The sequence below is a fragment of the Parasphingorhabdus sp. JC815 genome, from assembly GCF_040717415.1.
Taxonomy (GTDB): domain Bacteria; phylum Pseudomonadota; class Alphaproteobacteria; order Sphingomonadales; family Sphingomonadaceae; genus Parasphingorhabdus.
In genome coordinates this window covers 459,342-484,455 of record NZ_JBFEFM010000001.1, presented here as the reverse complement: position 1 = coordinate 484,455, position 25,114 = coordinate 459,342, and the positions used below count along the sequence as shown (strand labels likewise).

Below are 25,114 nucleotides of genomic sequence, written 5' to 3'. Positions count from 1 at the left end.
ACTCCCCCGTTCACTTCTTTATTATTCCAATTTTATCGTGCGCTTTATCCAATCAGTCATATCCGAAAGCACCAGGTCTTTTTCCGGCTCGTTAAAAACTTCGTGAAACAGCTCAGGATAGATTTTTAGCTTTTTTTCATCCGAGCTAATCCGCTCATGCAAAAAAACTGATCCTTCAGGTGCGGTCAGACTATCGTTTTCACCATGGAGAAGCATGAGAGGTATCGTAATTTTCGCCGCTTCACTTTGGATCTTTTCCATTTGAACCATCATTTCAGCAGCCAATCGCGCACTGATTTTACTACCGGAAACCAATGGATCAGCCAAATAGTCAGCCACTACTTCGGTATCGCGGCTGATACCATTTGCATCCAGAGCCAATACGCCGAGGGTGGGCGCTACCCGTGAAAGGAATTTGCTTAGCCATCTCATGATAATCGACGGCTCTTGGGTGGCTTTAATCGCCGGACCTGATAGCACCGCTGCGGCAAATCGTGACTGGTTGTTCAGCAAATATGTCGCAGCAATCAATCCGCCCAGACTATGGCCGACCAATATCATCGGTAATCGCTTCTGATTAGCTGGCACTTGCTCTATCAGCGCGTCCAATCCGTCAAGATAAACAGAAAAATCCGGTATAAAGCCGCTTTGGCCATCGGACTTTCCATGCCCCCAATGATCTAGCGCATAAACAACGAAGCCGTTTTTTACACAATGCTCGGCAAAATAACTATAACGACCACTATGTTCATCATAGCCATGTGCCAGAATAATGACCGCTTTTGGAGCATCTTGCGGGCTCCAGCTTTGACAGTAAAGCGTTGCGCCCGCTCCGGCAGAAGGAGCCACTAATTTCAGTGCCCCCTCATTCTGTTTCATGCGATTTGCCGATTCATAACCGCAGCATGATCAAGCGCCAGTTCGGTTTCATAATCGAACAAGATACGCTCAAGGGTCTGGCTGATCTTTGATTGCGTACGCACCATTTCTATTTTGGGCCATGTTGTGCGTTCGCCCAATTGGATCAGTTCTGCAATTTCCTCCACCGACAGATTGCTCAATATCTTTGCCGGGCTCCAGAACATGGTCGGACGAATAATGTTAATGTCGCCGGTATAATCCTGATTTATCACGGACAGGGTCATATTGGCGATACTGTTTAGGCGCGGAAAATAAGATAGCGGCCTCTGCATAATTTCAATATTGGCATTCAGCCATGCTTTCATTGTCGAAGTCGTCGCATTTCTGATGGCTGTTACCGGGTTTCTTTGTTGTTTTACATCTGTCGCAAAGGGCGTGATTAATGGATTTGCCTGACTGACAATATGATGATTGACGCCGTAAAGCCGGGCAAGCCGCTTTGAGGGCAAATCATGGGTAACGGAACCGTCAACCCATTTGCGATTGGGTAAATAAGGCTTTCGCGCTCCCTTATGGTCCTTAGCCGCCAGCGTAACGGGCGGATAAACACCCGGCACGGCGCATGAAGCCATTACCGCTTCACGAATATAAACATTGGGCGAAGCAATGGCGTTCAACAGACGCGATGTCTGATGTTTTTCAGCAGGTGCGACGGACACATTCAAATGGCGTCCCGTCAGTTCATAGGCTTCCTGAAATGTAAGATCCGGGATCAGATTATTGATCCGGCTACGAATCTCTTCGATCTTCAACCGCTTTGCACCGCCTAATGCCCCCTCCCCCAATAATCCAAGGCCACGCGACGCCAGAATATCTTCCGCATGATCGGACACCAGATTTTCCGGAGCAAAAAAAGAAGGAATTTCTTCGTCAACATGGGTGCTTATCAAAGCACCGACAACCGATCCCCCGCTGGACCCCGACATGATTTGCGGCAGCAAGCCTTCCGACCACAAAGCCTTTACGACGCCCATATGAAAATACAGAAACGCGCCGGAACCGCTCATCAAAAATGCGGACCGGCCGTAACAATGCTGCGCTCGCCGAAAGAAATCTAGTTTTTCTTCAAAAAGAATATCATCGACCTTATCACTTGCCAGATATTCCAGCGCATCAACGATCGCATCAACATAATCCTGGATCAGTTGTTTTGTACCGAATTTGGCTTTTTGGTGCAGGCGACCATTGCCCATACCATCCATATTTCCGTGTATCCCCTCGTTCAGGGCATAGAGCAGTCCGGCATTATTCTGCGTTTTTCGAAACTTTGACAGGCGCTTTAAGCGGCGGCGGATAGAGATATGATCAAAATGCTTGCTTTCATCGGATGCTTTCCACTCATCAACGCCAGTCGAACGATCATGTGCAGCGGCAGCATCCGACCAATCGGAATAATTCTCTGCCTGAGCCATCGCTTTTTCCATTTTTAAAGTGGTATTCAGGATCATTATTTACTCTTATCCATCTGTAGCTTCTGCTCTGGCTTTCTGGCTGATTTTCCGGTTAACTTCTTCTTAGCTGGTTTTTTCGCTGCTGTTTTTTTGGTCGAAGCACCGCCGTTTTTTATTTTCACATTCCGCAATTCCTCAAACGCCTTTTGGATGCAGTCCCGGAAAAATACAATGTCGGGCATGATTTTTCTGTCAGTGGTAATCGTAAATGACATCGTGCCATTATAGCTGGGCGTTGCGATAAACAGCCCCATTCCATTACCCAGCGGAGCCATGCCATATTGATGGGTTAGCTTTGCACCGTTCATATACATCGGTGTTTGTGGGCCGGGAATGTTGGAAATAAACACATTACTCATCTTGGGCGCAAACCGCTCACTGGTCAGGATTTTGGCTACTCCAGCCATGGTTGCTCCGGGAATATGCTGCGTCAAATCCGTCATAATACGGGCGCTTAAACCAGATTTGGCCGCCTTCGTTTGTTCTGTGGTTTTGCGGATCGCCTCTAACCGCTTCAGTGGGTTAGCAATATTGGTCCACAGCTTGACGCTCATTGCTGTAATCTTATTGCCAGGGCTATCATCTTGGCTATCCCGCTTACGCGCATTTACGGGCGCAACCGCGACCAGCGACTCCTTCGGCAGTTCTTTGTGCCTCATCAGATATTTGCGTAGCGCCCCTCCGCAAATCGCTAACACAACATCGTTAATCGTCACTCCATCAACCTTGGCGCGTATAGCTTTCAGCTCATCCAGATCAAAAGTAACTGCATCGAACATTTTATGGGGCGAGACTGCCCCGTTAAACCGTGTATCAGGTACAGTCAGGCCGTTGCTATCTTCATCAACCGACATATTCTTGCGCGCCGCATCCCAAAGGGTCGGGGTTAGTTTCAACACAGCGTTCGTCAGTTTGACCGGAGAAGTCAGATTGCTTGAAATCGCACGGTTCATCACTTCTGATGCAGATGGCACATCGCCATAATCCCAATCGGACGGCGGCACCTCGATCATCGGTTTACCCTTGGCATCCATGTCACTGAGCGCCGTGAAAAAATAGGTCGCCGCCGAACCATCTATCGCTGCATGATGAACCCGCGTCAAAATCGCATAGCTGCCTTTACCATAGCCCGGGATACGGTCCAGCCCTTCGACCACATACATGTCCCAAAGAGGTCTGTTCATATCCATGGGTTTGCTAAAATGCCGCGCGACATGGATAGAAAATTGTCTCCAATCGCCCGGTTCCGGTAGTCTCCCATGAGAGATATGCGCTTCTATGTCAAAATGCTCATCCTCCACCCAATAGGGATGATCAATATCAAATGGCAGGCGATAAAGCTTTCGTTTGAATACCGGCGAGATATGCAACCGGCTTCGCACATGTTCGATAATATCCTTGAACCGCACTGTTTTCCCTCGCGCAGTTGAAGGATCATAAACATAGACCGCCATAACATGGGTCAGGTTTTCCGGCGTCTGGATATAGAGGAACTGGGCGTCCTGGGCACTAAGCTGATGCAGCATATCCTGTTCCTTTGTATCAAATATTATTCAAAAATCTTGTCGGCAAGGCTCAACACCTCAAGCCGTGACTTCTCCATCCGCCGCGACAATGCCCTAAACTTACGGAGTAAGGCCTTACGCTTCGCGATGGTTTCTTCGGTAGTTTCACCGGTCAGGTCTTGACTAGCTGCCATTTTGAAACCGTTTTCGAACAGGATTTTACCAATGGAAGCCTCGCTGGTAATAAGCCGCAACATATAAGCCTGACGCCCTTCCTTCAGGGCCATATCCACACAGTTTTTCTGGTCGATCGTCTGGCCCGGCTTTAACCGGGACAATATATCAAGCACCACAGTATAAGATTCCACAAAGGGCAGGAATACCGCATGGCCGACAAGTGGCTGGAAACGGTTGGTCAGGCTTTTTAGCAAGACTCCTCCTTTTTGAAGCTTCATTTCCCAATCAGGGCAAGCGCGGGTCAACTCAGCCTTCAAATTTTCCCGATATTCCTCCTTGGGAGGGTAGAAAAATTCAAATTTGAACAAGTCCCGTAACCGATCTGTCTCTGCCCAAAATACTTCTGCTGCATTTTTGCTTTGGTCTTCTCTCGCTTTTAACAAGGATAGCTCGATAATCGCTTTGTCGAGAAAATGATGGATGATTGAATTGCGGTAATAGCTGGCTAATGGATGCTTTTCAGGCTGTATTGTATAGACCGTGCTAGAGCCCTGATCATAGCAGACAAACAGACCATTATTGACAAGCGTATCTATAACATTCTGGATGTCCTCCAGACTTTGTTTAGTCAAATCATCGCTGAACCTGATATTTCGCTCTTTTGCCCATTTAACAAAGAAGTTGATGATGGCTTGCAACTCATCAGCCGTCATAGCGCGCGGTGCAGTGCCAAGCATGCTGAGGCACATTAACGAGGTCAAGGTAAGCGGCGTCGCACGATTGGCCTCCACTGCCACTTCAAATGCAATTTTCGATAGGCCGATACGATCATCGGGCTTAGGCGCTTTTTTGACAATGACCGGCTTGCCAAAGTCCACATAAACCTTGCCCATGGGTTCGCGCAGGCTGCGTAAATATCCGACAAACCAGCTAAGCGACTCTGCTTTTTTAACCCGGCCTGTCTGCTCGCTGGCATATTCCTCGACATCGCGGATCAGATCGAAGCTGGTCACTACCGGAATGATGTGAACATTTTCGATATCATTCACATTGGCGCTATCCAGAACATATTTCAGCAAACCGTAACGCGGCGGCATTAGCTTGCCCAATCGGGAACGCGTGCCTTCAAACGCCCACGTCATGGGAAAGCGCTTTTCAAGCAGGTAGCTGACATAATGGCGCAGGACGAGCTTATAGACGGGCTTGTCCTCAAAACTGCGGCGAATGAAAATCGTGCCCGCACGGCGTAAAACAAACCCCAGACCAAAAAAATCCAGATTTATGCCGCCAAACACATGCAGCATCGGCAGGTCGTTTTGATAAGCAAGGTCGGTCGGGGTTACACCGTCAATGTAGGTTTTGTGCGTAAACAGCAATAAGGTCGGATGATCGCGCATAGTCTGACGCAGCTGGTTAAGCTCATTCCGGTCAAATATCACTTCGTCTTCGTAACCCTGAGATAGCATGAACCTGTCCAGCCGCGCTTTCATGTCGATGAACAAAGCACTGGGCCGCGCGACCAATTCTTTCATATATTTGCCAGCTTCTTCATAAAGCGCCGTTTCCGGCTTATCCAGATCAGCAGCAAGTTTGGTCATGGCAGTACGAAATTTCGTACTAGTACGAAGGCTCTCTGACACAAAGCGAGGCACTTTATAGCGTCGTCCGCGCAAACCCCGTTCTTCTATATCAAGCACCAGACTGGCCTGACGCACTACAAATCCGGCAAATTCGGTAGTCTCTTCTCCCTGGGTGGCCAATGGATTCTGGCGATTGAACCGCTCTCTCAAATCACCAATGGTTGCGGGGCGCCCCGTCAGACATTGTGCACGGCGTTTATTACGAAGCAATATTGTGCGGGCGCGAAAACTGCCCGGCGTTCGGGGATCACCGAATAAGGCATGCCGTATCTTCATCGCCCTGCTTTTCTCAAAATCGGGAATCCGCCATGCGATACGCACCGGTATTACAAGCGTTTCGGGGGCAGCATCCAGTTTTCGGGCCAATTCCTTTAACCGCAAAAGCACGCGTTCATCAGAAATCGGGAGGCTTATCCAGTTGATCGGCTCATCCGGTCCGTCTTCACCAACGGAAGCATGAAGCCAATCGAGCAAATATCGACGTTCAACACGATTACGGGCATCAATGACAAATAGCTTTGGCCCCTTGGTGAACAAGGGCTCTTTTGTGGCTATTGCCGTTGATTCATTCATCGTGGCTCCTAATTTTATCGCCTGTTATGTCTTCACTTCTGACTTTTTCCGGGATGATTTTGTTCCCGGCGATATAACTTCCGGTTTTTTTGATGCAGCTGGCTTACGCTTCGCCGTCTTTGCAGCCGAAGCCTTTGCTCGCGGCGCTTTTTTGCGATTGGAAGGCTTTGTCTTAATCGCTCTCTCCAGCGACTTCTCATCCTCCCACTGGCCCAGTGCTTGTAGAAACATAGTCCGCACTTCAGCGACATGATCATTGAGCGTCGCTCGTTTCCAGCCACTGGTGTCTACCGGAGGCAAAACTTCTACTTTGACCGTTGCAGATCGCATCACAAATTCATTTTTAGGGGCCACATCACCGGCATTATGGATGACAATGGGGACCATCGGAACACCCGCCTGCATCGCTAAATGAAACGCACCCTTCTTGAACGGCCCGACTTTCGGCGACAAAGTGCGCGTTCCTTCGGGGGCGATACAAATTGATTTGCCATCTGTGGTAATTGCCTCAACCAAAGGCTCCATCGCCTTGATCGCGTTTCGGCCATCGGCCCGGTCCACAAATACAGTCCCGGCAAACTCCAGAACCTTGCCAATGACCGGCATGTCCCGGATTTCCTTTTTCGCAATAGCTCCAACATCCTTGCGAACCAATTTTGCGATTATCATCACGTCGGCTTTGCTTTGATGGTTAAAGACAAAAATACAGGGCCGCTGCGCCCACAGATTTTCTTCGCCCTTAACATCCAGTTGCACTCCGACAAGTGCAGCAGCAAGATCACCAAACAGCCCGGTCGAAAAATTTGTTGCCTCTCGCTGTGAACCTGTTAGCGCCCATATCGGCAGTCCCGCTACAAAAGATGTTACCAGCGAACCGGTCGCGTAAATTGTTCTTAGATAATCGACAGGTTTGCCCTGCCCTCTGCTATCAAATTTCTGTAATGGCCATCCGCGCTCTCGAGCAACTTCTGTCAGCTTACCGCTGGGGTTTAACGGGCGGGGTTTTCCGACCCGTTCAAGCAGTTCGATATCGTCATAGCTGTCCGAATAAAAATAGCTTTCGTCCAGATCAAGCTTGTGTTTTTTTGCCAGCTTTTCAGCGGCAATCACCTTGCCTTCACCAAAGCATAATGGGCGGATTATATTACCGGTAAATTCGCCATTTTCGACTTCATATTGCGAACATAATATATGCTCGATATTCAAATCCCGCGCCGTTGGTTCAATCTGGTAAATCGTCGCAGAGGAAACAATCGCGACCGTGTGCCCCTTAGCAATATGCGCCTCAATCAAAGCGCGCGATTCAGGGTAAACTTTGCGCGCGATATGTTTTGCGTATAATTCTTCGCCGAACTGGAAATAGCTTTCCTCGGTCACGCCCTTCATAAATTTCGACGCTGCCATCATCAGGCCGGAAAATCCCAGACTGCCCATGCTATATTGCGCCATCACATTTGCTGTTTCGACCAATTCTTCGGCACTTAATTCGCGCCGTTTAATCTTCTCCCACAGCATAGCAGTGGCCGAATAGCCGGCGATGATCGTGCCATCAAAGTCAAATAAAGCACCAATATGCGGGCCTTCAGGTGCTTTGAGCACATCTTGCAAATGGGAATCCCGATCAGACATTATTTCCCCTCAAAACAACTCCCAAAACGACCCCCAAAACAACTAAAGCGACCCAGCCTGCATATATTCTGCCAAAAAAGGGATGTATTTCCCAGCTTTTAATGGGTTAATCCGATAATAGATCATTTTCATGGTCTATATATCTAAATATGCGGCGGCCAGATATGCGGTGGATAGCATGGTTATCGCACGCGGCCCATGCAGCTATCTCCGCTTCCGGTCGTATGACGGTTTACCTGACGGGGTTAACGGGAAAAACCACTCGTTTGTTGTAAAATGCTCATTCAAAGCCGCCGCCTAAAGCGACAAACAACGATACGTTATTCTGGTTTTTAATCCGCAATATCTGAAGCAGCCTTTGCTGAGCCGAAAACAGGCTACGTTCAGCATCCAGAACTTCCAGATAACTGGAAACGCCTTCACGATATCGCAAGCCCGCAATATGAGCGATCCGTTCCTGAGCCATTACTTCGCGTCGGGCGGTTTCAACCTGTTCACCGATCCAGCGGCGGCCCGCCAGTGCATCAGAAACTTCCCGAAACGCAGTTTGAATCACCTTATCGTAATTGGCGATAGCTTCGGATTCACGCGCTTTTGAAAGCTTCAATTGCGCGTTGCGCGCGCCGCCATCAAATATCGGAAGATTGATTGAAGGCCCAAAGCTCCATGTAAAGCTACCTCCGCTGAATAAATCACCCAGATCATTTGATGCAAAACCAGTAGAGCCGGTAAGCGAAATACTAGGGAAAAAAGCCGCTCTTGCCGCTCCAATATTGGCTCGCGCAGCGCGCAGTCGCTCTTCCGCTGCAACAATATCGGGCCTGACCAATAACAGGTTTGAGGGCAAGCCAGCGTCCAGATCACCAGCAAATATCTTGTTTTCCGCCATATCGCTCTGAGATAGATCAGATGGTAATTTACCACCGACAAGCACGGTCAAACGGTTCTGGGCCTGTGCCAGAGTCAGTTTCTGTCCAGCCAGTGCCTGCTCTGCCTGAGTAAGCAGAACCTCGGCCTGACGAAAATCAAGCGCAGAGGTGACACCCGCATCACTTCGGATTTTTGCAATTCTCAGCCCTTCTTTTCGGCTTTCCGCCGTGGCTTCGGAAAGGGCGATTTGTTCCTGTGTTTCCACCACTTCAAGATATGTTGACGCAACATCACCGATCAGAGAAAGATAGAATGCCCGCTGCGCTGACACGGTGGCAAGATATTCCGCGCGAGCAGCCTCGCTCAAATTGGCTACACGCCCCCAAAAATCAAGCTCGAACGAACTAACCGCGACACCGACATTATATCTGTTCAAGGTGACCGAATTGGGTCCACTAGTTCCGCCACCCGTGCCATTTGTACCAATAGGCGTTCGGCTTCGCGTAGCACCGCCACTTGCAATGATAGCGGGTAGGCGCTGACTATCCTGTATTCTATACTGCGCTTGTGCCTGTGCAATCCGGGCGGTGGCAGCCATAAGATCGCGGTTATTTTCAACCGCTTCAGCCAAAAGAACCTTTAGCTGGGGATCTTTGAAATAGTCACGCCAGCTCAATTGTGATGCTATAACTGAACCATCAGGACGAAAGGCTGGATCATAAACAGCAGCGGACGATAATTCCGGCCGATTGTGGTCCGGGGCCAGACTGGTGCATCCACTAAGTGCAGCCGTCATCGCTATAAGGATAAAACGCTTCACTGGGCAGTCTCCCCTTCCAGTTCACCCGTCGCCGATGGTGCTTTGCGACTAAGCTTTTGTCTTACAAGCATATAAAGCAGGGGTATCATGAAAACACCGATTGCCGTGGCGGTAATCATACCACCCATTACGCCGGTACCGACTGCTATGCGGCTATTCGCGCCAGCGCCGGTCGAAATAAACAGCGGCACCATCGCCAGAATAAACGCCATGGAAGTCATGATGATGGGCCGCAAACGAAGTCTTGCAGCCTCTCTGACCGCTTCGACAACAGGCTTGCCAGCCTCTTCTTCTTCAATGGCAAATTCAACAATCAATATGGCATTTTTCGCAGCCAGACCGATGATCGTAATCATCCCGATGTTGAAATAGACGTCGGCAGACAACCCGCGGAGCATTGAAAAAATCACTGCCCCAAGCACACCGACCGGCACAATTAGCAATACTGATACCGGAATGGCCCAGCTTTCATATAGTGCAGCCAGTAACAGGAAAACGACCAGCACGGATAATCCCAGAAGAAGTCCGATCTGTCCTGCAGACTGCTTTTCTTCGTAGCTGAGTCCAGTCCACTCAAATCCGATACCGGCGGGCAATTGATTGATCAGCCCTTCGACTTCCGCAAGCGCATCACCCGATGATTCTCCGGGCGCTGCTTCACCTGAAATGGTCATCGCCGGATAGCCGTTATATCGTCCAAGACTTGGTGGTCCGGCAGTCCATTTCACTGTTGCAAATGTGCTGAATGGAACTAAGTCACCCTGATCATTAGGAACGCGTAATGCCAGCACATCCTCCGGTGTCATACGGTATCGCGCATCGGCCTGAACATAGACTTGTAACGACCGCCCGTTGCGAACAAATTCATTGGCAAAGGAAGAACCAAAGTTGATCGCCAATGCCGAGTTTACATCGGTAATAGCAAGCCCCAGTGAACGAGCCAGAACGCGGTCAATATCGACTTTAAGTTGCGGGCTTGCCTGCTGATCCTCTGGGCGGACGCCAGATAGCATATCGCTTTGCGCCATCAGCCCTAGTAGCTGGTTACGCGCATTGGTAAGGGCAACACGACCAACACCGCCGCGATCTTGCAATTTCAGGGTAAATCCACTGGCCGTACCAAGCGAAGCAATCGCTGGTGGTTGAATGACAAATACATTGCCCGCGTCAATTTGCGAAAACCGCCCCATCGCATCCATCAGCAGATCGGTTGCCCCGCCACCCTCGCCCGATCGCTCTTCCCAGGGTTTCAGCGAGGTAAACATCATCGCGTTGCTTTGTCCCTGACCAAAAAAGCTGAACCCGCGAATGACGACCAGATTTTCTACTTCGTCCTTGCCTAACCAGTAATTTTCAACGGGTTTGATCGCTTCCTCAGTGCGTTTGCTGGTTGCGCCCGGCGGGGCTTGTATGGCGGTGATTAAAAAGCCCTGATCTTCGGTCGGCAGAAATGCGGTAGGCAAACGCATAAACAATAATATCGCCGCAGCCACCAACAATATGAAAACCGCCAAACCCCGCATAGGCCGAGACAATATGGTGTCGGTTGCACGACCATATTTTTCTGTGATCCCGGCAAACCAGATATTGAATTTTTCAAGCAATCGGCTCCCGCCGCTGATTATGCGGTGGTAGACCGCTTTATATCCTTCGCGACTGTAAGCAGGCTCATCATATATATTTTCACTGTCTCGCTCTGCTTTATCAACCGGCTTGTCCGATATATCTTTTTTAATCGGCTTTAGCATAGTCGCGCATAGAGCAGGCGTGAGCGTCAAAGCCATTAGTGCAGAGAATAATATTGAGATAGCTAGCGTGACAGAAAACTGCCGATAAATACCGCCAGTCGATCCGGGAAAAAATGCCATGGGTAGAAATACAGCCACGAGGACAAGCGTAATCCCGACAATAGCGCCTGAAATCTGGTCCATCGCCTTGCGTGACGCTTCAACCGGAGACAATCCCTCTTCGCGCATGAGCCGCTCGACATTTTCCACAACGATGATCGCATCATCCACCAAAATACCAATAGCCAGCACCATGGCGAACAGCGAGAGCACGTTTATCGAGAATCCGAACAGCCACAATCCAAGACATGCACCTGCCAAAGCAATGGGAACAACAAGGGTCGGGATAAGCGTCGCCCGCCAGCTCTGGAGAAACAAAAACATGACCAGAAAGACCAGCACTATTGCCTCGATCAAAGTCTGGGCGACTTGCTTTACAGATAATTTGACAAAAGGTGTGGTGTCATAAGGCACTACCCACTCGACATCTTCGGGGAGCCCGCTGCCCAGTTGCTGCATCCGTTCATCCACGCCTTGTGCCGTTGCCAAAGCATTAGCGCCAGTTGCCAGTTGGACCGCCATGCCAGCCATTGGCTGACCGTTAAGGGTGGTTGATGTAGAATAGTTCTGCGCGCCCAGTTCAACTCTGGCAACATCGCTTAATCGAACAGTCCCACCGCCCGTGTCCGCCCGCAATATGATCTGCTCGAATTCTTCAGCGGTAGAGAATTTGTTTTGCGTTATTATTGTCGCGTTGATCTGGGTATCTTCCAGGATCGGCAACGCGCCAAGTGAACCACCGGCAGATTGACTGTTCTGTTCCCTGATAGCGGCGAGCACAGCCGCAGGAGATAATCTGAACGACGCCAACCGCTCAGGGTCCAGCCATATCCGCATGGCATATTCGGACCCGAACAGTGTAATATCACCAACACCCTCGACCCGGCGCAATTCGTCCGCAATCTGCGTTGCCGCAATATTACCGAGGTCAGTAGCGTTAAGTTTACCTGTCTTTGATGTCAGGGCGACGATTTGCAAGAAACCGCTACTGGCCTGGCGAACCTGAATACCTTGCTGGCGAACATCGGCAGGAAGCCGCGCTTCCACCGTACTCAACCGGTTTTGGACATCCGTCTGGGCAATATCTATGTCCGTGCCCGCATCAAAAGTGATCGTAATCGAACCGGTGCCATTCGACTGACTGGTCGATGACATATAGAGAAAGCCTTCTACGCCATTAAGCTGCTGCTCGATAAGCTGGATGACATTCTGCTCGAGTGTCGCGGCATCTGCCCCCGGATAATTGACAGAAATCGTCAAAGAAGGCGGAGCAATATCGGGATATTGCTCAATCGGAAGACTACGCAATGCAAGGATGCCGGACAAGATAATGCCAAGCGCAATTACCCATGCGAAAATTGGGCGATCAATGAAAAAACGGGACATCGGTTAGCGCTGACTCTTCGAGGATGGTTGCTTATTCTCGCGACCGCGTTGTTCTTTTGTGAGTATTTTGACAGCCGCGCCTGGTCTGATCTTCTGAAGATTGCTGATTATAACCTTGTCACCAACCGATAATCCGCTTTTGATAATCCACTTGTCACCGTCCAGTGGCCCCAGATCAACAGAGCGGACTGCCGCTTTTCCTTCAGAATCAATGATAAGAACGCTTGCGCCTGTCTCGCTGAGTTGAACTGCTCGCTGAGGAATCTCTATACCGTTTTTGATTTCTCCGAGATAGATTTTGGCCCGCACAAATTCACCGGGCAATAAATTGCTTCCGGGATTTGGAAATTCGGCGCGCAAACTCACCGTTCCCGTATTCTCGTCTACGGAAAAATCAAAGAAATCAAGAAACCCTTCGATGGGATAAATTGAGCCGTCTTCAAACGAAAGCTCCACTCTGGTTTTCTGGCGCTCATCAAATTCAATCAGTCCTTCATCAACCGCACGCCTTACCGCCATAACTTCACTCGAAGATTGGGAAAGATTGACATAGACCGGGTTTAATTGTTCGATACGGGTCAATAATGTCGCCTCGGCTGCACTAACCAGAGCCCCTTCAGTGACTTCGGCCCGTCTCGCACGTCCACGGATCGGAGCGCGGACATTAGTATATCCCAACTGTAAATCAGCCGCAGCAAGTTCAGCTTTAATCTGAGCCACGCTTGCGCTTGCTTCGCGTGAGGCAGCTACGGCTGCGTCATATTCCTGGCGGCTGATGGCCTGCTCTGCGACCAGCGGCTTATAACGGTTGACCACCGCCCGTGCATTGGCTGCTGTCGCCTGAGCGCGTTCAAGACTGGCTTTCACCTGTGCGCGAGTAGCCTGAAGCTCACTGGGATCGATACGAAATAATGGTTGTCCTTTGCTGACATCCGTACCTTCCCGATACAACCTGCGCTGCACAATACCGTTCACCCGCGCCCGCACCTCAGCCACCCGTACGGCCTCAATCCGTCCGGGCAGCTCTATGATATTAGGAATCGAAACAGGTTTGACTACATATGTATCGACCATGATCGGAGGCGGCGCCGAAGGAGATTCGGAGCCGCTGCAACCAGCAAGGCCCAATAGCAGTGCAAACGTTAAACTAACCGTTTTTCTCATTTAATTCTCAATTATCTCATAACCCTGATATAATATTCTCAACCTGATTGGTTTCGGCACTTATTTTAGACTGATTATTTATATTCGTGATGGTAATGGCACGCCATTCATTAATAGCACGCAAGCGAAGTAAGACTATCGGTTTTAATTTGCACCATCATATCCGGCGCTGTCTTTCTCTTGATTTTCGTGTATTTAAAAGCGCTTATCTACGCGTTTTGAATGTTTCAACTGTGAACCAATTTCGTTTTTCGCACCTCATAATTCGATTTTAGCATATCGCACCCATGATTTTTTACGCATTCCACCCAAGAAGTCGTTAAACTGCCCTAAAATGGAAATGTTCAGGGTTGCAGTTGTGACCTTGATCCATTTTGACAAAATAATATTCTCGAACAGATTGTGCCGCCACTAATCGGCAGCACCAACCACCGCCCTATGGGCCATAAAACGCAAAACAAGTCATTGAACTTTGCACAAATTGCCGCATAAACTGCGGAAAAGGAATGCAGATGCCGGAGAAATTCCACATTGATCGAATTGACCGCAAGATACTTGCCGTCTTGCAAGATGATGGGCGCATTACCAATCACAAGTTAGCGGATTGCGTTTCATTGTCACCTAGCGCCTGCCTGGCCCGGGTAAAGCGGATGGAAAAAAATGGCGTCATCACAGGATATAAAGCGCAGGTTGATGTTGCAAAACTGGGTCAAACTCTGACAATTTTTGCCGAATTAACCATTTCAGCTCATGACACGACAAGCAGACGCAAAATCGAAAATACCTTGCAAGAAATGAACGCAGCTATTGAAGCTTATCGCGTATCAGGTAGCTATGATTACCTGGTGAAGTTTCTTGTCGCCGATATGGAGAATTGGACCGCTATCGCTGACAAACTGAATGACGGTGAACTTCAAATAGAAACTATACGGACCGTTCCATCAATGCGAAGGATAAAGAACTGGACCGGCGTTCCAATGTTTGCCGGTCATGAAAAGTAATTGTTCCAGTGTGTGCTTTAATAACACAGACTGTCAATCAGATACCGATTTCAGATAATTTATAATCGCACGCCGCTCATCCGGCTTATTCAGCCGAAACCCCATTGATGTTCCTGGCACCATGGCCGTGGGATTGGTGAGCCAGCGGTCCAGATTTTTCTCATTCCATCTGATATTAAGGTTTTTAAGTGCCTTGCTATAGCGAAAGCCCGAGACACTGCCCGCTTTTCGTCCGAACACGCCGCGATGACGGGGACCGACACGGTTTTGATCTATCGAGTGACAGGCCCCGCACCGGCGGGTGTATAGTTTTTTTCCGGACAATGCAGAGCGCGTAGCGGCCCGGGCAAGCGGGGGGAATAATGCCACTTGCTCCAGACCGGTACTTCCATTCTTCTCGTCCACAGGCAATGGCTTGGATTCATTTGCATCACTCTGAATGAAAATGAAGGTTATAATGGCTGCAATAATAGCCAGCGCTAAACCCAGTCGAGAACCCATGTTTTATACCTTGATGATCTTGTATCTTTCAGAAAAATATATTTTATCCGAATATCAAGGCTGACTTAGGAATCGGTTCACCCAAAGCATTACCAAGAATTGCAGCATGAAAGGCTTCATCACCTGCCATTTGAGCCGCGACCAGATGAAAATCGGTACCTAGCGAGGGAATAAGCCCCAGATAGGCGTTAGCCGCGCCGCGCTCCAGCCCCAGTGCAAGGCGCAGAACATCTTCTTGGTTTTTCAGGGATCCGACGTTAAGCGCCTCGGCATATTCAGCATCGGTTTTTGCCGCCACCGGCTCACCGCCCAATTGCTTAACCGCTTTTTCCAGTTCGTCCCGATGGCCTTTATGATGGCCCTGAAATGTCACTCCGATTTCGACAACAGCGGGCTGCAATAGTCCGCTGGTCGCGGCTATCTGGTAAGCGGCAATGCCTTCATGCTCAAGCGCGATGGCCGCGTTGAGCAGCGACACGTCTTGCGCCGTATCTCCATCACCGGTTGATGTTGCGGCTTTTGAACAACCACCTACAATCATCGCAACAGCCGCGACCGAGAGCGTCTTACCCGCTCCGCCAATGATTGAACGACGTGACGGCATTGCCAATTTTATATCAGACATAATTTCTTTCTCCATTTATTTGCAATCAAGAGCTGTGATGATCCGGCTTGTCATGGCTTCACAATCGGCACCGGCGAAGGTGACCGAATGTTCGGCTATGTCGGCATATTCTGCTTCCAGATCGCGGCGTAATAGTCGGCGCGCACGAAATAGCCGGGAGCGTACTGTTGCCTGACCAATTTCCAAAACATCAGCCGTTTCGGCCACCGACATGGCCTCTACCTCACGTAGGACAAAAACCATGCGATATTGATCCGGCAGCCGGGCGATCGCGAGTTTCAGGACTCTGGAAAGCTCGGATCTTGCAAGCTGGCTATTGGGCTGGTTCCGCACGCCACCTAATGAGGCATAGTTGGAGCGGTAATGTTCCATCAGAGCTATATCCTGCTTATCCAGCGCGGCTTTACGACGGGCAATCGAACGCTGGCGGTCTATCGCGCTATTCATTGTTATTCGCGTCAACCATGTCGAAAGCGTCGATTGACCGGTAAATCCGTTCATCGCGGCAAAGGCTTTCAGATAAGTCTCTTGAACAACATCCTCGGCATCGGCATGATTTCGCAACACACTCCAGGCTGTTCGAAAAAGACGTTGATTATTGCGCGTGGTGATTAACCGGATTGCCGCACCGTCACGCGCATAGGCACGCTGTGCAAGCTGTGTGTCGCTCAAAGACTCATATCTGGTCGTGGCATCATTCATGGGTGTATTTATGTTCATTGGGAATGTCGTCCTTCTGCCCATTTGACGACACATATCAGTTAATGTTCCCGATTTCTTGAATCAATCCGTCAACCAACAGCTTTCCGACGGTCTGACAAAGGATATAACGCGTGATTCTGCCTGAAAAAATTAAGTAACAGAATAATGCAGATACTGCTGAAACCGGAAGCTATTTCCGTATAGTCTGCGGCGATTAGTGATGCTTTCGATTACTAGTTTCGCTGAAAACCTCTATAAGAGCTATGTAGCTATTACAGACTTTGTAACCGCTGTCGCACTCACTCATAATTTAGCTTTTAAAGGGATCGGAAATGGCTCTGTCGCGCACCGTTGGTTCTGCCGGAATGTTTTTGCCACAACTGGCCTTGCTAAGTGCGGCTGCGCTATGGGGTGGCGGCTTTTTTGTTACGAAACTGGGTCTGGACTATAGCGGCCCGTTCGCGATTGTCGCGCTGCGTTTTGGTGCAGCGGCTTTGTTTCTGGGAATTTTACTGCGCGGCTCGCTTTTGCGATTGACCCGGCGGGAACAGGTCGGAGGTTTTTTTGTTGCCCTATTCGGTGCCTTTGGCTCGGTAAGTGTGGCTTATGCTCTGAAAACAGAACCCAGTGCGCGCGTAGTTTTTCTGGCCGCGCTTTATGTTCCGCTGGTTCCCCTTCTCCACTGGTCCCTGTTCAAGCGCAATCCCGGCAGAAATATCTGGGCGGGCGTTGCATTGGCCATTACCGGCGTCGGTGTGATGGCGGGGATTGCCAACACTACGGCAACTTTAAGCACTGGCGACGGTTTCGCACTTGCCAGTGCCGGTTTTATTGCCATGCAGGTCATTGTGCTTGGCCAGTTTTCACAGGGCGTAAACACAATGGCGCTTGCGTGGACGACGCTACTCTTTACCTCGCTTGTTGCTGGCCTATCATCATTCCTCATTGGCGAACCCATGCCCCAGCTTAATCAGCCTGTGCTGTTCTGGATCATTATAGGCTTTGGCATTTCCACAGCCTATATCCAGTTTGCAATGGGTTGGGGTCAGGCACGGGTGGATGCGTCCAAGGCTTCGCTCATCTACGCAACCGAACCTGTTTTTGGCGGAGTGATTGGCTGGCTTGCCGGGGAAACACTTGGTGTAGCCGACATTACCGGAGGCTTGCTAATTGTCACAGGTTTCATAATAGGGGCCATGCCCAACTCACAACATCCCTTCAGGTTTCGTGCAGCCCGCAACTGGTTCACCATCCGTTTTGGCGCAGTTCGGCAAACAGGCGAGCAGTTTAACGACCTTCCATGAGCGACTTACCCAAAAAACCTCCATCAAGGAAAATGGCTTCCGCTCTGTGGTCGAACGCGTATGTTTTACTATCTTTCACGGCATTATTCTGGGCCGGTAACAGCATAGTTGGCAGAGCGGCGCGTGATTTGACGCCGCCTGTCTCACTGGCCTTCTGGCGCTGGAGCCTCGCCCTTTTGCTTTTGCTCCCGTTGGCATGGCCGCACCTCAAACGCGACTGGCCGACGCTTAAAGCAAATTGGCGCATCATGTTGCTATTGGGGATATTGGGAATTGGCGCGTTTAACACGCTTCTTTATTCTGGTTTGCAATCAACTACCGCGCTTAACGCTATGCTCCTGCAAGCGGCGCAACCGGCGCTCATTCTGATAATGGGCGCGGTGTTGATGAGAGAACATGTGTCTGTCCGGCAAATTAGCGGTGTCATCATATCATTAGCGGGCGTGCTGGCGATCATTTCGCAAGGAGATGTCATGGCACTGTTAAATCTTAATTTGAATCAGGGTGATGCCATTATCGCATTTGCGGTGCTGCTTTGGTCTGTATACGCCGTTATGCTTCGGCGGCGACCAAGCGTCCATCCGTTAAGTTTTCTAGCCGCCACACTGATGATCGGTATAATTGTTATCGCTCCATTTTATGCCGCAGATATCGCCAGCGGCCGCTATATAGTCGCTTCACGCGAAAGCTATCTCGCCATTGCCTATGTCTCTATTTTTCCGTCTTTCTTTGCCTATCTATTCTACAATCGTGGCGTGGAGCTTATCGGTTCCGCTGCCACCGGACAGTATATGAACATTCTGCCCGTCATGGGTGCGGGCCTTGCCATGCTGTTTCTGGGCGAACGGCTTTACTTGTTCCACATCGCCGGTATCGCCCTTATTCTGCTAGGTATTTTCATTGCTCAGGGAACCATTGGATCACGGTTTAGATTAAAGCGGCAACCACGATGAATATGGCAATGATATTCTGAGTAACTATTTAGCGATCCGAATGTCCGGCGGATATTTGGGTTCCAACATTCATTTCTTTAATATTCTGCAAGAAAAGCCGAAATTTCTGACGCCGGTTTTGTTGCATAATCGCGGTAAATCTCTTCATCAATCAACTTTCTCAGCGCCGGGCTATAATATTTTCGCGCAAAGCCCAATGCTTCCGGCGGTGCCAAAATAATTGCAGGTTTTTGCGCCTTTACCGCAAGCTCTTCTAGCCGGCTAATAGACTGTTTGATAAACCGCTCTTCTTCCTGGCTTTGCAAATCCGTGGCTTCATAGCCACTACGCTTGCTGCTCTTGCTATAAAATGTGCGTCCGGGTCTATCCCGCCCCAATTCCGCCATTTCGGGAACAAGATTCTGATCCTGCTCAAGCAGCTCGAGATCAACGTGAAGCGCTTTACCAAGGTTCTGGTACAGTGCCATGCGGGCACCGTTCAGCGCAAGAATGAAACTACCATTTTCTACAAGCATAAACTTCTCCAATCTAGATATCTATAGGATTGCTGCATCCTGAATTAACCTTACGGCCAGTAATTGTCCTAGATGGTGTGCTTAGCCGGTCGTTTGAGCGAAATAACTGGATGATGGCCGCATGTGTATTGCAGCGAGAAGCGGTACTGCCCCGCCTTCATTTTCCCAGTCAGCGACTTGTCGGTCCATTGTCGAGAGCCAATCGGGATGGGTTATTTCAAGTGAATATACGTCATTTTCCTTCATATATTTGATCCTTAATAAGAGCATTTATTAATGGTGAGAGATATAGCTGAGGAGGGAAGTAATCCCCCTCCTCTTAGAGTTTTCAATGATAATCACATGGTCATTATCAGACGCAACGAGACAATTATGGAGAGCGTCGTTGCAGCAGCAAACATTGCCAAGATAACATTATGCTTATTTTCGCTCAGAGATGTTTGCGGCATTAAAACACTAGCTGCCTGCGTTCGTGAGGAGGATATATCCTGTAACATTTTTTCCCATATCATTTTCTTTTCCTTGTAAACATGCGCCGACAATCAGTAGCCAGTGTTCACTGAACCTTTTTGTCTCACGCTATAAGCCGCAGAAAACCCTGCACCATTTTGATGCACCTGTTTCTACGTTAATTTTTAGAATTAGCAGGCGATCTACTGAAAAGCTGAACCTGCCATGAGTGTCACGTGCTATGTATTTCTAGCACGCATACCCCCGATGCCGGACGAATAATTCCCCCGGTCGGGGGAGGCTAAAGTGTTGGCAGTTTTTCCCTGCTACTGAGCCAAAAAGATATTATTTTCATAACCATACTATGTATATGGGGTGTCAATCATATTAAACAAGATGGGCCGGAGCCGCGCAGTGAAACTGCTTTTGTTCCGGACACCTAAGCGTGCTGTTCTGGTTAGCGGTTCCACATTATGATTATATCAAGTCGAGCTGCAACCTTCTGGATCACAGCGTATCGACACTGTAAAACAGCGATACGGAACGATCGTAAGAACCGTTTGACTTATAGTCGTTCCAATACCATGTTCATTTTATGCTTATGACCATTCCTCTTGGGCGATATCGCCACTTATCGGGACAGCTCGCCGCAGGAAGCTGACCCGGACTTGCGCTATCGGCTTCGGCAAACGGGGTCCGGGTTATTCAAAATAGATATTTAGGAACAAGCAACGCGGTTCGCGGGGCTTACCCACAAGCTTAAAAGAGCCAGCAACATGGAAAATACAAAAAAGAACACTGATCGTCCCGTCATACACATGATCGACAAGGAAAGTGACGAAATAGAAGCACTGGCCATGACGATGGAAGCGCGCAACCCCAAAGTAGCGGAACTGCTTTATGAAGAACTGGACCGTGCAGTGCTTCATCCTGCCGATGATATGCCACCCCATACAGTGACTATGAACTGCAAGGTCGAATTTGTCGATGAGCGCAGCGGTGCCACACGCGTTCTCGAACTGGTATATCCCAAAAATGCGGACATCGAAAAGGACCGTATATCCATTTTCACGCCAATGGGAGCCGGCCTGATCGGTATGGTCGCCGGGGAAACAATTACTTGGCCCGACCGCAGCGGAGCGGAGCGATTATTGCGTATCGTGAATGTAACACCACCAGAAGAATAATAACCTAATAAAGAAACATTTGTAATTACTATGCCGGGTGAGATAGTCATAGACGAACGCTTTGTCGCATGTAGTGACCTGGCTGATTAATCTCCGAACGGGGCTAGGCAAATGGTAAGATTTATTGTTCCGATGCTGCTGGTAGTAGCAGCTATTATATTAGGTTTTATGCTACCGGAACATCCGTGGCTCATCTGGTTGTTGGGGCCGGTTGTATTGCTGCTGCTTGTGGGCTTATGGGATATATTGCAAACCAGTCACACGCTGCGTCGCAACTATCCTGTTATTGCCCACATGCGGTGGTTTTTCGAAGATTTACGGCCCTATCTGCGATCCTATATTGTGGAAAGCGACCTTGATGGCAGACCGTTTAATCATAATGACCGCGCTCTGGTCTATGCACGCGCCAAAGACGACATTTCATCGCATCCCTTCGGCACGGAACTTAATGTTTATTCCGAAGAATATGACTGGCTGAGCCATTCAATCCATCCCAATGAAGGTGCTCCACGTGAATTTCGTATTAATGTCGGCGGCCCGCAATGCACACAACCCTATTCAGCAGCGATTTTGAACATTTCTGCGATGAGCTTTGGTTCGCTCAGTGCAAAAGCCATCGAAACGCTTAATCTTGGTGCGCGTAAGGGCGGATTTTATCACGATACGGGCGAAGGCGGTTTCAGCCCTTATCACGCGAAACACGGCGGCGATATCGTTTGGGAGATCGGTAGTGCCTATTTTGGATGCCGCGATGATGAGGGCAAATTTGACCCTGAGAAATTTGCGAAAACCGCTACGCTGGATCAGGTAAAGATGATCGAAATCAAGCTTAGCCAAGGCGCAAAACCTGGTCAGGGCGGGATGCTACCGGGCACAAAGGTCAACGCGGAAATCGCTGCAACGCGCGGTATTCCAATAGGGGTGGATTGCATTTCTCCCGCAGCGCACACCGCATTTACAACGCCGATAGAATTGCTGCACTTTGTACAGCAACTCCGTGATTTATCGGGCGGAAAGCCAGTTGGAATTAAATTATGCGTCGGCCAGCCTCATGAAATTTTTGCGCTGATGAAGGCTATGATCGAAACCGAGATAAAAGTGGACTTTATTGTCGTGGATGGCGGCGAAGGCGGCACTGGCGCTGCCCCGGTTGAATTGTCTGACCGGGTTGGAATGCCGCTCAGAGAAGGCCTGATATTGGTCAATAATGCGCTTATCGGATCTGGCTTACGTAGTGATATCCGTCTTGCTGCATCTGGCAAGGTCATCAGCGGAGCCAGTCTCGCCATGAACGCGGCATTGGGGGCAGATTGGTCCAACGCGGCGCGCGGTTTCATGTTTGCAATGGGCTGTGTTCAATCACTGCAATGCCACACGGATAAATGCCCTACCGGCATTACCACCCAAGACCCATCAAGACAGCGCGGCCTGGTCGTGACTGACAAAGCAGAGCGGGTTTTCCGTTTCCAGAAACAAACAGCAAATGCACTTCGCGATATTGTCGTGTCCATGGGACTGGAAAACCCTGCACAAATCCGTCCACATCACCTGCACGAACGGCTTAATGCGGTAAAATCCAGCTCGATTGACGGTATATATCCGTTCCTCAAAGCAAATGTCCTGATTGAAGCCCCCGAAGCCACGCCCTACTCCCGCTTCTGGGCCGCAGCACGAGCCGACAGCTTCCGCGCGCTCCCTGATATCAGGCAAACCAGTTATAATTAAAAGTAGATGAAACCAAGTTGTGACGCATTTGTCGAATTATGCATAATCCGGTGCGAAGCATTTCCTGCCGGACCTAGCTAGCCCCAGGGGCAGTCCCATATTTGCATATCGCAAGACTTACCCTATACTATAGTCTCCATTCGATCCATAATGATCATTGGCAGTACGGTTTAAGCTGTCTGTTATTGGTATATCTTATACTCCAAACTATCGGAACAATGTGTACCGTATGAGTCAAACTCCCAACCAACCAATCGCCCCGCCAATTATAGATTTACCGATTAAAACCTCAAATTCAGGCTTCTACCAAGGTTTTATCACAATTGTGACGGTACCTTCCAAACTCATTGTCTCATTGTTGATACTATGGACAATCCTGTTCCCCACACACGCTCTTCAGGTATTGAAACTAGCCAACACGAATATTATTCGCGAATTTTCAGGCTGGTATGTCTATCTCGTCGCTTTCCTAATGTTAGTTGCTCTTATCCTGGCCATCTTTCCTAAAACAGGCTCGTTACGTCTTGGCAATCCTGGAGAGGAGCCGGAATTTTCACGCTTCTCGTGGTGTGCGATGCTTTTCGGTGCGGGTATTGGCATCGGTATGCTGACGTATTCGACGGCGGAACCGTTGGCGCACTTTGGTAACAATCCTGATATAATTCGCGGGACTGTAGAATCCGCCACAGCCGGAGCAGTACGTCCAGCCTATATCTATACTTTTCTACATTGGGGCTTTTCTGCATGGGCGACATATGCCTTAATCGGACTGGCGGTCGCATATGTTGCCTACCGGCGTAATCTACCGCTCACTATCCGCTCAGCTTTGGTTCCCTTGTTTGGCAAATCCATGTCTGGTCCGGCAGGACATTTGGTCGATATTGTTGCGGTTGTCGCAACAATATTGGGAGTGGCGGTTACCATGGGACTCGGCGTAGAACAATTTATCGCAGGTTTGTACAGAATCGGCTTTGGCGATTGGCTAATGAATAGTGAAGGAACAGCGTCTGCATCTGCTATTATAACCGCACTGATCTTGTTGGTCGGGGCATCAACCTTATCAGCTCTGTCAGGTGTTGGTCGCGGCATTAAGTGGCTTTCCAACCTGAATATCGCATTGTCCTTGCTGCTATTGACAGTTTTTGTGATTGTCGGCTCAGGATTATTAGGATTTGAGCTGCTGTTCGTTGGCTTATATGATTATATCCTTAACCTACCGCGCCTTGCGATCTCCATATGGAGCCAAGATGGAACTCCTATAGGCGACGCGCTTGCCACTTGGCAGCTTGATTGGACTATTTTCTATTGGGCTTGGTGGATTGCGTTTTCTCCGTTTGTCGGGATGTTCATTGCGCGCGTTTCGCGAGGGCGGACCGTACGCGAATATATGATGGGTGTGATTCTTGTGCCTTCCGTTATGTGCTTTATCTGGATGGCTATAGTCGGAGGTACTGCGATTGAATTTGAATTGAACGGTGTGGCACAAGGGGCGATACTTAATACCGGAATTTCCGATCAACTTTACGCAACATTATCATTTATGTTTGATCCAGCAATCGCCATGATCATGTCATGTTTAGTCGTTATTCTGCTGATCACATATCTTATCACCTCAACAGATAGCGCAATCCTGATCGTCAACACTATCAATGGCGCTGGCGGTGAAGATGACGAGAGTGAACACCGGCATCATATTATTTTCTGGGGCTTGGCGCTTGCATTTGTGGTAGGCAGCATGTTGATATTGGGCGGCATAGAAGCAATCCGTATCACTATGATAATTGGAGCATTACCATTCTCTGTCGTTGTAGCCTTAATGGCGATCTCTATTGTTAAAGCCATCATCTTTGATCTTATTCGTAAGAAACATGGGGTATGGACAACTGTAGAAACAGATGAAGTGGGCGAAGCATCGCATGAAGCTCAAGACTTATTACGATAAAATTACGAAAAAGTGATATAACTAAAGAGCTATGGCGGAGAGACAGGGATTCGAACCCTGGGTAGGCTCGCGCCCACAACGGTTTTCGAGACCGCCCCATTCGACCACTCTGGCACCTCTCCGCACTTTGGCTAACCGCCTGAGCAACCACGGCCTTGAAGGCCATAAGCGTCGAATCTGCGGCGCACCTAACCTATGAACTCTGGTTTGCCAAGTCAGAAACCGA

The 25,114-nt window shown here is 49.3% G+C and carries 19 protein-coding genes and 1 tRNA gene; 6 read left to right on the top strand and 14 right to left on the bottom strand.

Annotated features, from left to right (window positions below; translation table 11 throughout):
• Window positions 1-21: 21 nt before the first annotated feature.
• The 8 genes from AB1K62_RS02330 to AB1K62_RS02295 form a co-directional block, all read right to left on the bottom strand.
• Window positions 22-879: a lysophospholipase gene (locus tag AB1K62_RS02330; protein WP_367000918.1), complete on the bottom strand. Its 858-nt coding sequence runs from the start codon at window positions 877-879 to the stop codon at window positions 22-24.
• Entirely contained in the window at window positions 876-2,369 is a 1,494-nt protein-coding gene (locus AB1K62_RS02325; protein ID WP_367000916.1) for a DUF3336 domain-containing protein, read from the bottom strand. Before AB1K62_RS02325 ends, AB1K62_RS02330 begins: the two co-directional genes overlap by 4 nt.
• On the bottom strand, window positions 2,369-3,898 hold the full coding sequence (locus AB1K62_RS02320; RefSeq protein WP_367000914.1) for a wax ester/triacylglycerol synthase family O-acyltransferase: 1,530 nt from the start codon (window positions 3,896-3,898) through the stop codon (window positions 2,369-2,371). The genes AB1K62_RS02325 and AB1K62_RS02320 overlap by 1 nt, the downstream gene beginning before the upstream one ends.
• A 23-nt stretch (window positions 3,899-3,921) precedes the next feature.
• The gene (locus AB1K62_RS02315) at window positions 3,922-6,267 is read right to left on the bottom strand and encodes a glycerol-3-phosphate 1-O-acyltransferase (protein WP_367000913.1); all 2,346 of its coding nucleotides are present in this window, start codon (window positions 6,265-6,267) and stop codon (window positions 3,922-3,924) included.
• 24 nt (window positions 6,268-6,291) lie between these two features.
• On the bottom strand, window positions 6,292-7,896 hold the full coding sequence (locus AB1K62_RS02310; RefSeq protein WP_367000912.1) for an HAD-IB family hydrolase: 1,605 nt from the start codon (window positions 7,894-7,896) through the stop codon (window positions 6,292-6,294).
• Window positions 7,897-8,176: 280 nt separating this feature from the next.
• Window positions 8,177-9,586, bottom strand: coding sequence for an efflux transporter outer membrane subunit (locus tag AB1K62_RS02305; RefSeq protein WP_367000911.1), 1,410 nt, complete (start codon window positions 9,584-9,586; stop codon window positions 8,177-8,179).
• Window positions 9,583-12,819 (bottom strand): multidrug efflux RND transporter permease subunit, encoded by a 3,237-nt coding sequence (locus AB1K62_RS02300; RefSeq protein WP_367000910.1) that lies wholly within the window; start codon window positions 12,817-12,819, stop codon window positions 9,583-9,585. Before AB1K62_RS02300 ends, AB1K62_RS02305 begins: the two co-directional genes overlap by 4 nt.
• Window positions 12,820-12,822: 3 nt before the next feature.
• Complete coding sequence (locus AB1K62_RS02295) at window positions 12,823-13,893, bottom strand: efflux RND transporter periplasmic adaptor subunit (RefSeq protein ID WP_367000909.1); 1,071 nt, start codon at window positions 13,891-13,893, stop codon at window positions 12,823-12,825.
• Window positions 13,894-14,495: 602 nt separating this feature from the next.
• Here AB1K62_RS02295 and AB1K62_RS02290 point away from each other — a divergent pair.
• On the top strand, window positions 14,496-14,984 hold the full coding sequence (locus AB1K62_RS02290) for an Lrp/AsnC family transcriptional regulator (RefSeq protein WP_367000907.1): 489 nt from the start codon (window positions 14,496-14,498) through the stop codon (window positions 14,982-14,984).
• A gap of 33 nt (window positions 14,985-15,017) precedes the next feature.
• Here the strand turns inward: AB1K62_RS02290 and AB1K62_RS02285 are convergent, their stop codons facing one another.
• Genes AB1K62_RS02285 through AB1K62_RS02275 form a run of 3 tightly spaced genes read right to left on the bottom strand, consistent with a single transcriptional unit; the run spans window position 15,018 to window position 16,830 of the window.
• A complete protein-coding gene (locus AB1K62_RS02285; RefSeq protein WP_367000905.1) occupies window positions 15,018-15,485 on the bottom strand; it encodes a c-type cytochrome in 468 nt (155 codons plus the stop codon).
• 43 nt (window positions 15,486-15,528) lie between these two features.
• Entirely contained in the window at window positions 15,529-16,110 is a 582-nt protein-coding gene (locus AB1K62_RS02280) for a ferritin-like domain-containing protein (RefSeq protein WP_367000904.1), read from the bottom strand.
• Window positions 16,111-16,125: 15 nt separating this feature from the next.
• On the bottom strand, window positions 16,126-16,830 hold the full coding sequence (locus AB1K62_RS02275) for an RNA polymerase sigma factor (RefSeq protein WP_367000902.1): 705 nt from the start codon (window positions 16,828-16,830) through the stop codon (window positions 16,126-16,128).
• 314 nt (window positions 16,831-17,144) lie between these two features.
• Here AB1K62_RS02275 and AB1K62_RS02270 point away from each other — a divergent pair, with 314 nt between their 5' ends.
• Window positions 17,145-18,116, top strand: a complete 972-nt coding sequence (locus tag AB1K62_RS02270; RefSeq protein ID WP_367000901.1) for a DMT family transporter — start codon at window positions 17,145-17,147, stop codon at window positions 18,114-18,116.
• Complete coding sequence (locus tag AB1K62_RS02265) at window positions 18,113-19,069, top strand: DMT family transporter (RefSeq protein ID WP_367000899.1); 957 nt, start codon at window positions 18,113-18,115, stop codon at window positions 19,067-19,069. Before AB1K62_RS02270 ends, AB1K62_RS02265 begins: the two co-directional genes overlap by 4 nt.
• Before the next feature lie 77 nt (window positions 19,070-19,146).
• Here AB1K62_RS02265 and AB1K62_RS02260 read toward each other — a convergent pair whose 3' ends face one another.
• Both AB1K62_RS02260 and AB1K62_RS02255 read right to left on the bottom strand, forming a co-directional pair.
• Window positions 19,147-19,584 (bottom strand): host attachment protein, encoded by a 438-nt coding sequence (locus AB1K62_RS02260; protein WP_367000897.1) that lies wholly within the window; start codon window positions 19,582-19,584, stop codon window positions 19,147-19,149.
• An 81-nt stretch (window positions 19,585-19,665) separates the two neighbouring features.
• Window positions 19,666-19,830, bottom strand: coding sequence for a hypothetical protein (locus AB1K62_RS02255; RefSeq protein WP_367000895.1), 165 nt, complete (start codon window positions 19,828-19,830; stop codon window positions 19,666-19,668).
• Window positions 19,831-20,810: 980 nt separating this feature from the next.
• Here AB1K62_RS02255 and rnk point away from each other — a divergent pair.
• The 3 genes from rnk to AB1K62_RS02240 all read left to right on the top strand — a co-directional run bounded on the left by rnk (window position 20,811) and on the right by AB1K62_RS02240 (window position 24,888).
• Window positions 20,811-21,221 (top strand): nucleoside diphosphate kinase regulator, encoded by a 411-nt coding sequence (gene rnk / locus AB1K62_RS02250; protein WP_367000893.1) that lies wholly within the window; start codon window positions 20,811-20,813, stop codon window positions 21,219-21,221.
• Between the two features lie 168 nt (window positions 21,222-21,389).
• A complete protein-coding gene (locus tag AB1K62_RS02245; RefSeq protein WP_367002025.1) occupies window positions 21,390-22,946 on the top strand; it encodes an FMN-binding glutamate synthase family protein in 1,557 nt (518 codons plus the stop codon).
• Window positions 22,947-23,175: 229 nt separating this feature from the next.
• Window positions 23,176-24,888 (top strand): BCCT family transporter, encoded by a 1,713-nt coding sequence (locus AB1K62_RS02240; protein WP_367000891.1) that lies wholly within the window; start codon window positions 23,176-23,178, stop codon window positions 24,886-24,888.
• Between the two features lie 32 nt (window positions 24,889-24,920).
• Here AB1K62_RS02240 and AB1K62_RS02235 read toward each other — a convergent pair.
• Window positions 24,921-25,010: transfer RNA gene (locus AB1K62_RS02235), tRNA-Ser, on the bottom strand.
• Between the last annotated feature and the right edge of the window lie 104 nt (window positions 25,011-25,114).